Source organism: Pantoea sp. ME81, from assembly GCF_903970985.1.
GTDB lineage: Bacteria > Pseudomonadota > Gammaproteobacteria > Enterobacterales > Enterobacteriaceae > Pantoea > Pantoea communis.
In genome coordinates, this window is record NZ_CAJCKS010000035.1 from 1 (window position 1) to 13808 (window position 13808).

The 13808-nt window shown below is 52.5% G+C and carries 9 protein-coding genes; 5 read left to right on the forward strand and 4 right to left on the reverse strand.

The features are described 5' to 3' along the window. Positions 1-960, reverse strand: a 960-nt coding sequence (gene ompC / locus H7A81_RS08875; protein WP_182057285.1) for a porin OmpC, incomplete at its 3' end; no start/stop codon positions are given. 556 nt (positions 961-1516) lie between these two features. Here ompC and H7A81_RS08880 point away from each other — a divergent pair. The 4 genes from H7A81_RS08880 (at position 1517) to rcsB (ending at position 6358) form a co-directional block, all read left to right on the forward strand. After that, the gene (locus tag H7A81_RS08880; RefSeq protein ID WP_182057286.1) at positions 1517-1789 is read left to right on the forward strand and encodes a hypothetical protein; all 273 of its coding nucleotides are present in this window, start codon (positions 1517-1519) and stop codon (positions 1787-1789) included. An 81-nt stretch (positions 1790-1870) separates the two neighbouring features. Beyond that, positions 1871-3025: an MFS transporter gene (locus tag H7A81_RS08885; protein ID WP_182057287.1), complete on the forward strand. Its 1155-nt coding sequence runs from the start codon at positions 1871-1873 to the stop codon at positions 3023-3025. A gap of 23 nt (positions 3026-3048) precedes the next feature. Continuing rightward, a complete protein-coding gene (gene rcsD, locus H7A81_RS08890; RefSeq protein ID WP_182057293.1) occupies positions 3049-5706 on the forward strand; it encodes a phosphotransferase RcsD in 2658 nt (885 codons plus the stop codon). Between the two features lies 1 nt (position 5707). Next, on the forward strand, positions 5708-6358 hold the full coding sequence (rcsB, locus tag H7A81_RS08895; RefSeq protein ID WP_034825012.1) for a response regulator transcription factor RcsB: 651 nt from the start codon (positions 5708-5710) through the stop codon (positions 6356-6358). 41 nt (positions 6359-6399) lie between these two features. Here the strand turns inward: rcsB and rcsC are convergent, their stop codons facing one another. Both rcsC and gyrA read right to left on the reverse strand, forming a co-directional pair. Continuing rightward, positions 6400-9252 carry a two-component system sensor histidine kinase RcsC gene (rcsC, locus tag H7A81_RS08900; RefSeq protein ID WP_166934730.1) on the reverse strand — a complete coding sequence of 951 codons (2853 nt, stop codon included), beginning with the start codon at positions 9250-9252 and terminating at the stop codon, positions 6400-6402. 166 nt (positions 9253-9418) lie between these two features. Then, complete coding sequence (gyrA, locus tag H7A81_RS08905; protein WP_182057288.1) at positions 9419-12058, reverse strand: DNA topoisomerase (ATP-hydrolyzing) subunit A; 2640 nt, start codon at positions 12056-12058, stop codon at positions 9419-9421. Between the two features lie 177 nt (positions 12059-12235). Here gyrA and ubiG point away from each other — a divergent pair, with 177 nt between their 5' ends. Beyond that, on the forward strand, positions 12236-12961 hold the full coding sequence (gene ubiG, locus H7A81_RS08910; protein ID WP_182057289.1) for a bifunctional 2-polyprenyl-6-hydroxyphenol methylase/3-demethylubiquinol 3-O-methyltransferase UbiG: 726 nt from the start codon (positions 12236-12238) through the stop codon (positions 12959-12961). A 359-nt stretch (positions 12962-13320) separates the two neighbouring features. Here the strand turns inward: ubiG and lsrG are convergent, their stop codons facing one another. After that, the gene (gene lsrG / locus H7A81_RS08915; RefSeq protein WP_097116586.1) at positions 13321-13614 is read right to left on the reverse strand and encodes a (4S)-4-hydroxy-5-phosphonooxypentane-2,3-dione isomerase; all 294 of its coding nucleotides are present in this window, start codon (positions 13612-13614) and stop codon (positions 13321-13323) included. Between the last annotated feature and the right edge of the window lie 194 nt (positions 13615-13808).

The following is a 13808-nucleotide window of genomic DNA, read 5'->3' on the forward strand; positions in this document are numbered from 1 at the left end:
CACATCAACATATTTTTTCAGGTTCTGATCGCCGTAGTTCTGCACGTTGCCGCGAGAAGAAACGAACGCCAGGGATGGGCGCAGACCGAAGTCGAACTGGTACTGTGCCACCAATTCCCAGTTATCCGCAGTATCCGCGTAACCGTAAGAAGTTGCGCTGCTGGAACCGAAGCGCGTTGCGTTGTACGAACGAGTGTACATCGCGGCCAGATACACGTTGTTGGCGTCATATTTCAGGCCACCGGTGTAAGCAGAAGCTTTATCACCACGACCCAGGATAGCACCGGTGTTCTGGTTGTTAGTACGGTCAGACTGGAACATCGCTGCACCGATACCGAAACCGGAGCCGATGTCATAAGTGGTGCTCAGGCCGTAACCATCACCGTTCTCACCCAGCACATCACGACCGCTAGAGGATTCAGTTGGGTTGTCATTTTTGCCCTGATACTGGACTGCAAAGTTCCAGCCATCCACCAGGCCAAAGAAGTTGGTGTTGCGGTAAGTCGCCATGCCGTTACCGCGCTGGAACATGTAGTTGTCCGCGCCGTAGGTATCGCCACCGAACTCTGGCAATACGTCAGTCCAGCCCGAAACATCATAGATCACGCCATAGTTACGACCGTAGTCGAATGAACCGGCATCACCGAATTTCACACCGGCAAAGCCGACACGCGTAAAGCTGTTGGCGGTGCCTTCGTTTTCAGAGGTGTTAAGGGCAGCCTGGTATTCCCACTGGCCGTAACCGGTCAGTTGGTCTGTGACCTGAGTTTCACCTTTGAAACCGAAACGCAGGTAAGACTGATCACCGTCTGAACCTGAGTTGTCGGAGAAATAGTGCAGACCATCGACTTTACCGTAGAGGTCTAATTTGTTGCCATCTTTGTTGTAAATTTCAGCTGCGCTTGCTGAACCTGCAACCAGCAATGCAGGGATCATCAGGGAGAGAACGCGACGTTTCATTTTATTACCCTCTTTAATGTGCCTTTATTTATGCCACTGCAAACTGAACGATTAAAAATTCAGCCGGAAAGCCATTGTTATTTTATACGGGGCAATAATCTATCACGAAAATGATACTAAATTTCCAAAAGTGTTTCATTGTATTTAATAGTTATTTCCAAATGTAAATATCGTGGAACTAATAATCAGCACGGATCAACAAAGAATACAGCACATATTGGTAATCGATTATTTATCCATTTAATAACAACAAATTAAATTGACTCACCCTGCCGCACTGAATGATAAAACTAAAGTCACTTCAGCGCATACAATTACTCCCGCTATCATCATTTATTTCATTATTCCCTTCATTCACCCCGAATGAGTTGTTTTACCCTAATTCCCGCCGGACATGTTTGTCCGGCATTTTTTTTGCCAAAATCACTCATCCCCGCGTAATTTTAAGTAAAGTTAGTTGATTGGGTTAAATTAACGCAATCTCTCCGGCGCATTATTAGCTATTTTTCGCACTTTTTGTTCAATCGTTAGCCATCATTCTGCAATGTTAATTTCTGTGCGTAATGAAGAATACTGGAATATGCACTGGCCCAGACTCTCTCCTATTAGCCTACATGAGTCTTCTCTTATTCAATTGGTTAAGGCAAAGTGCAGCGCTGATTTATTACCGATGATGATTTTATATTCATCCTTTTCCATCATGAAATTTCAATTTGCGACCGATTGTTCGCGGCAGGAAGGCCGTGAAAGTGCCAGGAAAGTTCTGGAAAAGCGTCACGCCACGCCAAAACTCGGTAATATGCCTGTTTCTGGCGCTCATCTTTTCTGAACTCATCGGTTCTGAACTGCGGTGAGACGTCAGCTTTAATGCTAAACTTCGTCGCTTTGACGGCTATTGAAAAAGACTTTTATGACAGCACTGGACGCCGCACAGCACAATCATTTGCATCAGCGTGTCAACATGGGTACACGCATCGTCTTTCTGATCGCCGGACTTTGCATGTCGGCATGGGCGCCATTGGTGCCCTTTGCCAGCCAGCGTCTGGCACTGAGCGGCGCATCGTTAGGTGGGCTGCTGCTGTGTCTCGGTGTGGGATCGCTAGCAGCGATGCCGATTACCGGTGCGCTAATTGCCCGCGTGGGCGGCCGTCGGGTGATGTTATGTTCCACGTTAGTGGTGCTGGCGATCCTGCCACTGCTCACTCTGCTAAATGTGATGTGGTTGATGGCTGCGGCACTGATGATCTTCGGTGCCGGGTTAGGCATGCTGGATGTCGCCATGAATGTGCAGGCCGTTGAAGTGGAGAAAGCGGCACGCAAGCCGATGATGTCGGGTTTCCATGGTTTCTTCAGCCTGGGTGGGATTATTGGTGCCGGTAGCATCAGTTTGTTGCTGGCCAGTGGTCTCTCGCCCCTGCATGCTGTCGCGGTGGTGATGGTGTTAATCGTGGTGCTGCTGGTGATCAGCCTGCCAACGTTAATGACTGAACGGTTGCATCAGCCCGATCAACCCTGGCTGGTGATCCCACGCGGTTGGGTCGCTTTCCTGGGGTTACTGTGCTTCAGTCTGTTTTTGGCAGAAGGCGCGGTGCTTGACTGGAGCGCACTGCTGTTACTGCAAAACACAGAGATGGACGTAGCACATGCGGGATTGGGCTATGCCATCTTCTCCGTGGCGATGACAATCGGCCGTCTCACCGGTGATAAAGTCATTCAACGTTTTGGCCGCTATCCCGTCATGGTCACGGGTGCGTTAGCCGCTGCAGCGGGTATGACGCTGGCGGTGTTACTGCCGTGGCCACAGGTTGCACTGCTGGCTTTCCTGCTGGTGGGATTCGGCTTAGCCAACACCGTGCCAATGCTGTTTAATGCGGCCGGGAATCAACACGATATGCCGTCGAATCTGGCGATTTCTGCCATGACAACATTAGGCTATGCAGGTATTCTTTCAGGTCCGGCTCTAATCGGATTTATTTCCCAGTGGCTCAGTTTGAGTGGCGCATTTTTATTGATCGCCCTGCTGCTGCTGGCCGTTGCCGCCAGTGCTCGCCTGGTGGCGCGCTAATCGCAGGATCCTGAGACACTATGCTGCCTTACAAATTTCCGCTGACCTCGGGTAACGTCACCCGCTTCTTCGTGGTGTTCAACCTGGTGCTATTTCTGGCCCTGGGAGCTATGGTGCACAACAGTGTTAACGCCTGGCTTACTGAGAAGCGTTACGCGATGACCGATTTAGCGCGTGCCGTACAAAAACGCATCGACGCTTCGCGTTTCGCGACCTGGCAGATTTATGAAAATCTCGCCACCAGTGCGGCCGGATCTGCACCCAACACCAATCTTCTGGAAACCCGCCTGCGCCCGGATGTTTACTACCTGGAAAAGACGCGCCGTAAAACGGAGGCGCTGATCTTTGGCTCCCACGACAGCAGCACGCTGGATATGACGATGCGCATGTCCAACTACCTCGATACGCTGTGGGGCGCAGAGAATCCCACCTGGTCGATGTATTTCCTCAATGGCCAGGACAACAGCCTGATCATGATCTCGACGCTGCCATTAAAAGATATGGCAACGCGTTATAAAGAGAGCGCTATTAATACGCTGGTCGACAGCCGCCGTGCCGAGATGCTGCAACAGGCCAATGCGCTGGACGAACGTGAAAGCTTCTCACCGCTGCGCCATTTCGCCTGGCAGAACGATCACTACTTTACCCTGCGCACCACCTTCAACCAGCCTGGTCACCTCGCCACGGTGGTCGCTTTTGATCTGCCGATCAACGATTTGATCCCGCACAGCATGCCGCTGGAAAATTTCCAGTTGATTCAGGATGCCACGCAATCTTCCAGCACCAGCAGCGACGATGCCACTAGCGAAACGACATCTGTTTCACTGGCGAATCCTAATCTCGTCATTGCGGCGTCACTGCCCAGCACGTCGTTACAGTTAGTATATCGCGTGCCGCTCACCAGCCTCGCTTTGGATACCCTGCATAATCTGATGTGGCCGCTGTTGATCAATCTGGTGCTGTTACTGCTCTCGATTGCCGGCATCACCTTATTGCGTCAGCAGTCATTGCGCCCGAACGAGAACCAAAGCGCCGAGTTAGATTCGCTGCGCATGCTGAATGAAGAGATTGTCGCGAGCCTGCCGGTGGGTTTGCTGGTGTATGACTTCGCTACCAATCGCACGCTGTTGAGCAACAAGATTGCCGAGCATCTGTTACCCCATCTGAACCTGCAGAAAATCATCAATATGTCCGATCAGCATCAAGGCGTGCTGCAGGCCACCATCAACAACGAGGTGTATGAGATCCGCCACGCCCGTAGCGTGCTGTCACCACATACTCAGCTGTTTATGATGCGCGATCAGGACCGTGAATTGCTGGTGAATAAAAAACTGCAGAAGGCACAGCAGGTGTTGGATCGTAATCATCAGATGCGTCAGCAGCTGATGCAAAATCTCGGTCACGCCCTCAACCGTCCGCTGGAGAGTATGGTGGCGCAACTGGTGCAACTCAGCCAGCGTGATGAAGACGAAAGCGTGCTGGATTTGCTTGATGAAAGTCAGGGCCTGTCTCGTTTGGTTGATGACATTGTATTGCTGAACCGCCTGGAAGCACACGACTGGTCGCCGGATGCTAGCGTGTTCAATTTGCAGGAGTTGCTGGATGACATCGCGCTGGAGAGCCTACCGCTGATGCGCCGTAAAGGGTTGGCGCTGGTGGTCAACAACCATCTGGCCAACGACGAGATGCGCTTTGGCGATCGCCGTGCACTGCGCAAAGTCCTGACCACCCTGATGCACTATGCGCTCACCACCACGCAGTGGGGCAAAATTACGCTGGAGATTAAGGCCAGCGAGAACAAACCTAACTCAGTGCTGCTGCAACTGGTGGATACCGGCTCAGGCCTGAGTGTCGATGAGCTGGCCAATGTTGATTTCCCGTATCTGGGCGAAACCACCCAGGATCGTTACGGTCAGGCCTCTGGCATGGCATTTTTCCTCTGCAAGCAGCTGTGCAAGCAAATGGGTGGCCAGCTGGAGATCATCGCCAAACCCGATATCGGCACACGCTATAATATTCAACTGCCCCTCGCGCTGGAACTGCAAGGCGAGCAGGAAGAGAAGCTGCTGGAAGGTGTAACCGCACTGGTCGATATCGCCGTCGAGGATGTGCACAAAATTGTTTGCCGCCAGTTAGAAAACTGGGGAGCGAATTGCCTGACCTCTGACGAACGTTTATCCGGTCAGGATCATGATGTGCTGATCACTGACGATCCCGCCCGCCTCAATGGCTGGGCTCTGCTATTAGCCGGTGACGAAATGGGTCACCACGCATTGAATGATCAGCAATACCGGGTCAATTTCAATCTCAGCAATGCGCTGCTTGACGCGCTGCTGGCACTGATTGAAAAGCAAATGGCTCATGATTTGATGGAGGAAAGTAGTGAAGATGAGGCTGCCACGCCGCTGATGAGCGGAGGCTATTTCCAGCTGTTTACCGAGACAGTACCGCCTGATGTGAAGAGACTGTATACTGAGGCAGCGGAGAAGGATTATCCCTCGCTTGCTCAGACTGCACATCGCCTGAAAGGCGTGTTCGCCATGCTAAATCTGGTTCCAGGTAAACAGCTTTGTGAAGAGTTAGAACATCACATAAAACTATGTGAAGATTTAACCATTATAAATACCACCAGTGAAATTGACACATACGTCAACCAACTGCTGCAGCAAGGTAACCCATAAGATGAATAACCTGAATGTAATTATTGCCGATGACCATCCGATTGTTCTGTTCGGTATCCGTAAGTCTCTGGAACAGATCGAATGGGTCAACGTTGTAGGTGAGTTTGAAGACTCAACAGCACTGATTAACAGCTTGTCCAAACTGGATGCTAACGTTCTGATTACCGATCTCTCTATGCCAGGCGAGAAATACGGTGATGGCATCACACTGATTAAGTACATCAAACGTCACTATCCGGATCTCTCAATTATCGTTCTGACCATGAACAATAACCCAGCGATCCTGAGCGCCGTATTGGATCTGGATATCGAAGGGATTGTACTGAAGCAAGGTGCACCGACCGATCTGCCAAAAGCGCTGGCAGCCCTGCAGAAAGGCAAAAAATATACGCCTGAAAGCGTGGCGAAACTGCTGGAGAAAATCAGTGCTGGCGGTTACGGAGACAAGCGTCTGTCGCCGAAAGAGAGTGAAGTTCTGCGCCTGTTTGCCGAAGGTTTCCTGGTAACGGAAATCGCTAAGAAACTGAACCGCAGTATCAAAACCATCAGTAGCCAGAAGAAATCGGCGATGATGAAGCTCGGGGTGGAAAATGATATCGCCCTGCTGAATTACCTCTCTTCCGTGAGCGCGACTCAGGTTGAAAGAGATTAAGATGTAAAAAAGGCGCACTTCGGTGCGCCTGTTCTTCTGTACTACCCTTTCCTGCTTTTTCTTACCCGCTCGGCATAGATTGCCAACGTGGATTTCAACACATCAAGCGTAACAGGCTTGGATAGGCAATTATCCATCCCGGCATCCATACAGCGCTGCTTCTCTTCTGCCAACGCATTGGCCGTCACCCCAATCACCGGGAAGGCATGGCCCAGCTGACGCAGGCGCTGCGTCAGGCGATAACCATCCATATTCGGCATATTGACGTCACTCAGCACAATATCAATGTGATTACGGCTTAGCACGTTCAGCGCATCGACCCCATCCTGTGCGGTTTTGGTTTGATAGCCCAGTGTGCCGAGTTGCTCGGAGAGCAACATACGGTTAATCGGGTGATCATCAACAATCAGTACCATAATGTCATCGTAACGGTTGGCCTCTTGCGGTGCGGCCAACTGCAACGGCGTGCTGGTTTCGCTATCAATATTGAGGCGATAGATGCGGCCAAGTAATGAAGGCAGATCGTGCAGCATCGCACTGCTCTGCACCCACTGACCCGGCGCGGTTTCCTGCGGCATGTCGATGTGCTGACCGCAGATGTGAATCTGTGCGCGCACGGCCTGTGACACCGTATCCTGATGGTCGCTAATAATCACATCGTCGCTACCGGCATTACCCTGATAATGCGCGATCGCAATACCCTGTTGCTGCAACAGACGCAGCAGGAAGACCGCAAGATAATCATTGCGCATATCCAGCCAGATGGCTTTTTCCTGCAAGCCATCCAGCAGCGGCGGCGCAGGCTGTTGTCCAGCGTAAATGGGGATACGGATGATAAACTGGCTACCCATGCCCGGCTCAGAGTCGACCTCAATATCACCGTCCATCATGTTGATCAGCTTTTCACAGATTGCCAGACCCAGCCCGGTGCCCTGGAAGTTGCGCTGCACGCCAGAGCCCACCTGGAAGAAGGGATCGAACAGACGCGTCACTTCTTTCGCTGGAATACCGACGCCGGTATCGCGCACGCGGAAGGCTAAATACCCATCTTTGACATAAGCATGCAGAATAATGCAGCCGGTATGGGTGAACTTGATCGCGTTATTCAGCAGGTTAGAAATGACCTGCTGCAGACGCATTGGATCGCCATCCATCGTCAGCGGCACATCATTTTCGATCATCACATATAACGTTAGACGTTTACGCACCACCAGCGACAGATAGTTGCTGGCGATGTGATTGACCACCTCACGCGGCGAGAACGGGCGCGGCTCAATCTTCAGCTGCTCCGACTCAATTTTCGAGAAGTCGAGAATATCACTGATGATTTTCAACAGCAGGCTTGATGAGTTGTTCATCGCCGTCACCAGCGATTCCACACCTTTTGGCAACGACTTAGTTTGCAGCAGGTCGAGGTTACCGATGATGCCGTACAGCGGGGTGCGCAGTTCGTGACTGACGGTGGCAAGGAACATGGATTTGGACTGGCTGGCCTGCTCTGCCGCATGCGCCATCTCCTGCAACGACTGCTCCATGCGCACACGAGCTGAGACGTCCACCAGCACGCAAATCGCTACGTTTTCATTGCGATAGCGTGAATGCACAAAGCTGATTTGCAGGTTGGTATTGGTACCGGTGAGCACATCGACAAAGTTGACCTGCTGGCCCCCGATGATCTCATTGAGGCGCTGACGATCTTCCTGCGTCAGCAGCGTCAGATAGTTGTGAGCCAGTTCGTTACTCAGAATATTGGTGCCGTCGCTGGTGCGCAAAATACAGATGCCGACCGGCGCCGAAGCGACAATTTTGCGGTTGAACTGCTCGTGCTCTTCCAGCCGATGTGCGTTATCTTCCGCTGGCAGGAACATACGGCGTTCGAATATCCATGCCAGCGTGAACAGGATCAATGCGCTGAAGATATTCAGCAACAGCGCGTTAATCAGCATCAGCTTGAGCTGATCCACCAGCACGTCAGTAGAGAGTGACCACACCACGTTAAGATTGGACGGCGGAAGCGGTTTCTTCAGGACTAACTGGCGATAGCTATCAAGATAACCAAACCAGGTGCTGTCATCCGGCAGATCGTCAAAAGAGTAGCCGGGGCCACCGCGACGCGAACTCAGCAACGGACGATAGTTCTCATCAGTAATGGTGGCAACCAGCGGCAAGCCGCCCGGCTGAATAAACTCATCAAGACGGATATTTTGTTCCACGCCCAGCAACGCCTGTAGCTTGTTGGCCACATACACCGGCATCACCATATAGAAATTACCGACACCAGGCTGGCTGCTCGGCGTAATCCAGTACATCGGATTACGGCGCTCTTCTTCGTTGCCGCTGCGATAGTGCAGCACCCGCTCGCGCAGGGCTTTCAGGCTGCGTTCACGATCGACTGAATTGTTGTTACCAATGGCGAAATCGGCCAGACACTGGTTTTCACCCCCAATAAAGAACACCCGGTTGAGTTCGTAAGCGGAGGTGAAGTTACTTTTCCAGTAGTTGATGAAGTAACCGAGCGAATCGAGCGAGTTACGCCAGGTGTTACTCATTGAAGTGCAATCACCATCAGAAAACAGCGGCGTGAACTGTGGCAAGGTACTTTTACTGGCAGGCAGGCCATTCAGCACGTCCAAACCGTTGCTACTGTTACTTAAGCGGTTTTCGGTGATGTATTTCAGTTCACGCATGACGTCGGCCGAGTGGCGTACATACCATTCCGCCTGGCCATAATTGGTGTCAAATTCCTGGCGAACCGCGTTCTCTTTTTCGTGCAGTACGTTGATGATGAAGAAGGTAGTCAGCAACGCACCCAACGTCCAAAGCAGCAGCGCCAGCGCACGGAACAGATAGCGCGAGATGCGAAGCGTAGTGCGAAAGGAGACGAGATATTTCAAAAGAGACTCACTGGCGGTAAGGGGTTGTCAGGAAGTTGAAAAACCCTCATACACTAGCTTTATCGGCCCGAAAAAGCCAGTTGGTGCGCGACTTTGGGAGTAAAACTCAGATAAAAAAACGGCAGGTCGGTTGCCCTGACCTGCCGCTGTTGTTCACCGCTGCGGATTACTCTTCTTCATCCGCTTCAGGTGCGTCGTCGTCGTTGTCGACTTCCGGCGCGATATCTTCTTCGCCTTCTGCAACACTGCCGTCGATGGCGTCGAGTTCTTCCTCTTCCACAGGCTCAGCGACACGTTGCAGACCCACCACGTTTTCGTCTTCCGCGGTACGAATCAGAATCACGCCCTGGGTGTTACGGCCGACCACGCTGACTTCCGATACGCGTGTACGCACCAGCGTACCGGCATCGGTAATCATCATGATCTGATCGCCATCCACCACCTGCACCGCACCGATGACCGGTCCGTTACGTTCGGTGACTTTAATCGAGATCACACCCTGGGTTGCACGCGACTTGGTTGGGTATTCGCTATTCGCTGTACGTTTACCGTAACCATTTTGCGTCACAGTGAGGATGGCACCCTCTTCACGTGGCACGATCAGTGAAACCACTTTATCGCTTTCAGCCAGCTTGATACCACGAACACCAGAGGCCGAACGGCCCATGGCACGCACTGCCGTCTCAGCGAAGCGCACCACTTTACCCGCAGCAGAGAACAGCATGGCCTCATCGCTACCGTTGGTCAGCGCAACACCGATCAATTCATCATCTTCTCGCAGGTTGATGGCGATAATACCGGCGCTGCGTGGACGGCTGAACTCCTGCAGTGCGGTTTTCTTCACCGTACCGTCAGCGGTCGCCATAAAGATATTGAAGCCTTCGGTGTATTCACGCACCGGCAGAATAGCAGTGATACGCTCGTTGGCTTCCAGCGGCAGCAGGTTGACGATCGGACGACCGCGCGCGCCACGGCTGGCCTCTGGCAGCTGGTAAACTTTCATCCAGTAGAGACGGCCACGGCTAGAGAAGCACAGAATAGTGTCATGGGTGTTGGCCACCAGCAGACGATCAATGAAGTCTTCTTCTTTAATACGTGCTGCGGATTTGCCTTTGCCACCACGACGCTGCGCTTCATAGTCTGACAGTGGCTGATACTTGACATAACCCTGATGCGACAGCGTAACCACCACATCTTCCTGATTAATCAGGTCTTCGATGTTGATGTCAGCACTGTTGGCTGTGATCTCGGTACGACGCTCATCACCGAACTGGTCACGCATTGCCACCAGCTCCTCGCGGATCACTTCCATCAAACGCTCTGCACTCTGCAGGATATGGATCAGTTCAGCGATTTGGTCTAACAGCTCTTTGTATTCGTCGAGCAGTTTTTCGTGCTCCAGGCCGGTCAGTTTCTGCAGACGCAGATCCAGAATCGCCTGAGCTTGCTGTTCAGTCAGGTAGTACTGACCGTCACGAATACCGAACTGCGCTTCCAGCCATTCTGGACGTGCTGCGTCATCGCCCGCACGCTCCAGCATGGTGGCTACGTTGCCCAGATCCCATGGCTGTGCCAACAGGCCCGCTTTCGCTTCAGCTGGCGTTGGTGCGCGACGAATCAGTTCGATAATCGGATCGATGTTGGCCAGCGCAATGGCCAGACCTTCAAGGATATGTGCACGGTCACGCGCTTTGCGCAGTTCGAAAATGGTACGGCGCGTCACCACTTCACGGCGGTGGCGCACGAAGGCTTCAATGATGCCTTTCAGCGTCATGATCTTCGGCTGGCCCTGATGGAGTGCCACCATGTTGATGCCGAAGGAGACTTGCAGTTGCGTCAGGGAATAGAGGTTGTTGAGCACCACTTCACCGACCGCATCGCGTTTGATCTCAATGACGATACGCATACCGTCTTTGTCGGATTCATCACGCAGGCCGCTAATGCCTTCCACACGCTTCTCTTTCACCAGCTCGGCAATTTTCTCGATCAGGCGCGCTTTGTTTACCTGATACGGGATTTCATTGACGATGATGGTTTCGCGGCCGGTTTTTGCGTCGGTTTCAATCTCACCGCGTGCGCGGATATAAATCTTACCGCGACCGGTGCGATAGGCTTCTTCGATACCACGACGACCGTTGATGAACGCCGCAGTCGGGAAGTCAGGGCCGGTGATGTGTTCCATCAGGCCTTCAACGGTAATGTCTTCGTCTTCGATAAAGGCGAGGCAGCCGTTGATCACTTCCGTCAGGTTGTGCGGTGGAATGTTGGTCGCCATACCTACGGCGATACCGGACGAACCGTTCACCAGCAGGTTAGGAATTTTGGTCGGCAGCACTTCAGGAATCTGCTCGGTGCCATCGTAGTTCGGCACAAAATCGACGGTCTCTTTTTCGAGATCCGCCAGCAGTTCAGATGAGATCTTCGCCATGCGCACTTCGGTATAACGCATCGCTGCGGCGGAGTCGCCATCAACGGAACCGAAGTTACCCTGACCATCTACCAGCATATAGCGCAGGGAGAACGGCTGGGCCATACGAACGATACTTTCGTAAACCGCGGAATCACCGTGTGGGTGATATTTACCGATCACGTCACCGACCACACGGGCCGATTTCTTATAAGGTTTGTTCCAGTCGTTACCCAGTTCGCTCATGGCAAAAAGCACACGGCGGTGCACCGGCTTCAAGCCATCACGCACATCGGGTAAAGCTCGGCCAACGATGACCGACATGGCGTAATCGAGGTAGGAGTTTTTTAACTCTTCTTCGATATTGACCGGTGTAATTTCTCTCGCAAGGTCGCTCATGGAGCCGCTATCCCTCTACATAATGCCGGTTTTTAATGGTGCGAAAGTATATCACAGTGGTTGCTCTCGGTGAACGTAAAGCAGGGTTTAATGCCGCTTTTCCTTGCAGGTGAGAGATGCGCTAGCAAGAGTTAAGCGTTTATACTGAGGGAATATTTTGTCAGGAGTCGTGATTCAATGAGTGAACAACCGCAGGAAAGCCGCCAAAACGTCGACCATGCTGAGATTGCCAAGTTTGAAGCGGTCGCATCGCGCTGGTGGGATTTAGAGGGTGAGTTTAAGCCGTTACACCGCATCAATCCCCTGCGTCTTGGCTGGATTGCCCAACACAGCAATGGTTTGTTTGGTAAGAAGGTGCTGGATGTCGGCTGCGGCGGCGGTATTTTAGCGGAGAGCATGGCGCGTGAAGGAGCCAACGTGACCGGGTTGGATATGGGTGCGGAGCCGCTGGAAGTAGCACGGTTGCATGCGCTGGAGAGCGGTGTGAGCGTGAACTATGTACAGCAGACAGTGGAAGATCATGCAGTCAGCCATGCGGGCGCCTATGACGTCGTGACCTGTATGGAGATGCTGGAACACGTTCCTGATCCACGTTCTGTGGTGCTGGCTTGCGCGCAGTTGGTAAAGCCGGGCGGCGAAGTGTTCTTCTCGACCATTAACCGTAATCCCAAGGCGTGGTTGCTGGCGGTGTTTGGTGCCGAATATGTGATGCGCATGGTGCCGCGCGGTACACATGACGTGAAGAAGTTTATCCGTCCGGCGGAGTTGCTGAATTGGGTTGATGAGACACCATTGCGTGAGAGAGGCATGATTGGCCTGCACTACAATCCGCTGACCAATCAGTTCCAGTTGGGGCGTGGTGTGGATGTGAATTATATGGTGCATACGCATCGTCAGGATTGAGTGTTTGCGTGGTGGCTGCGGGGGCGATGCATGGTTGCTGTAGGGACTTGTGCATGGTGGCTGCGGGGACGGTGCGTCGGCCAGTAAAGCCCCGCCCGATCGCAAAGGAAACACGCATCCATGCAGATCGGCCGCCGCATCCCTGCGGCGGACGCTTTGCTCTTCGGGCGGGGCTTTACTGGCCCTGAATGTTGGTCATTGCTTTGAGTCGCGCTGCGTTGTGGATTGAGCTTCATTAAGTTGCCCTCGCAGCCGCTGTCGTTAACATGATGCAGCGGCACGTTTTTCTTCCTATCTACCCGCTTTGGGTACTTTCAATCATGCTGCTACCCGATTGTGCGGAGATGTCCATGCCGCCATCACTGCGGGAATATTCCCTTAAACGCGGTTTTCTTTCTTGGTTCGCTCATTAACGCTTCCAACGCCTCAACGCACGCCAGGTAGTGTGCCGTTTTCTTGTGCGCCAGCACGGCGGCCTCATCGGTGTAAGCTTCATAAATAAAGAAGCGCGTCGGCACATGGCTGTCCTGCAACACATCAAAACGCAGATTGCCGGGTTCCTCCAGCGCACCTAAATGATTGAGCTTAAATACCCGCAAAAATTCGTCGATACAGTCGGGTTTGACGTTGATCTCGACCAGCGTGACTTCCATCGGCTTGTCCTTTTTATCGCGATTGGCAAAGTGGCAATCCTGGTAAAGCTTGTTTAATAAAACTCTCGCAGCGATCACAGTTCAAACTTTCAGCGGTGGGCTAAGCCGTTCATCTGGAGGTGAAAACCCTCGCGCACAGCTATCTTTGCAGTAACACCCGTTGGGCCGTCGGCGTGGAGCACTTTTCCGTTTCA

Excerpts from the sequence above, each read along its gene's own strand:
- H7A81_RS08885 (WP_182057287.1), top strand. The coding sequence starts at position 1,871 with ATGACAGCACTGGACGCCGCACAGCACAATCATTTGCATCAGCGTGTC.
- rcsB (WP_034825012.1), top strand. The coding sequence starts at position 5,708 with ATGAATAACCTGAATGTAATTATTGCCGATGACCATCCGATTGTTCTG.
- gyrA (WP_182057288.1), bottom strand. The coding sequence starts at position 12,058 with ATGAGCGACCTTGCGAGAGAAATTACACCGGTCAATATCGAAGAAGAG.
- ubiG (WP_182057289.1), top strand. The coding sequence starts at position 12,236 with ATGAGTGAACAACCGCAGGAAAGCCGCCAAAACGTCGACCATGCTGAG.
- lsrG (WP_097116586.1), bottom strand. The coding sequence starts at position 13,614 with ATGGAAGTCACGCTGGTCGAGATCAACGTCAAACCCGACTGTATCGAC.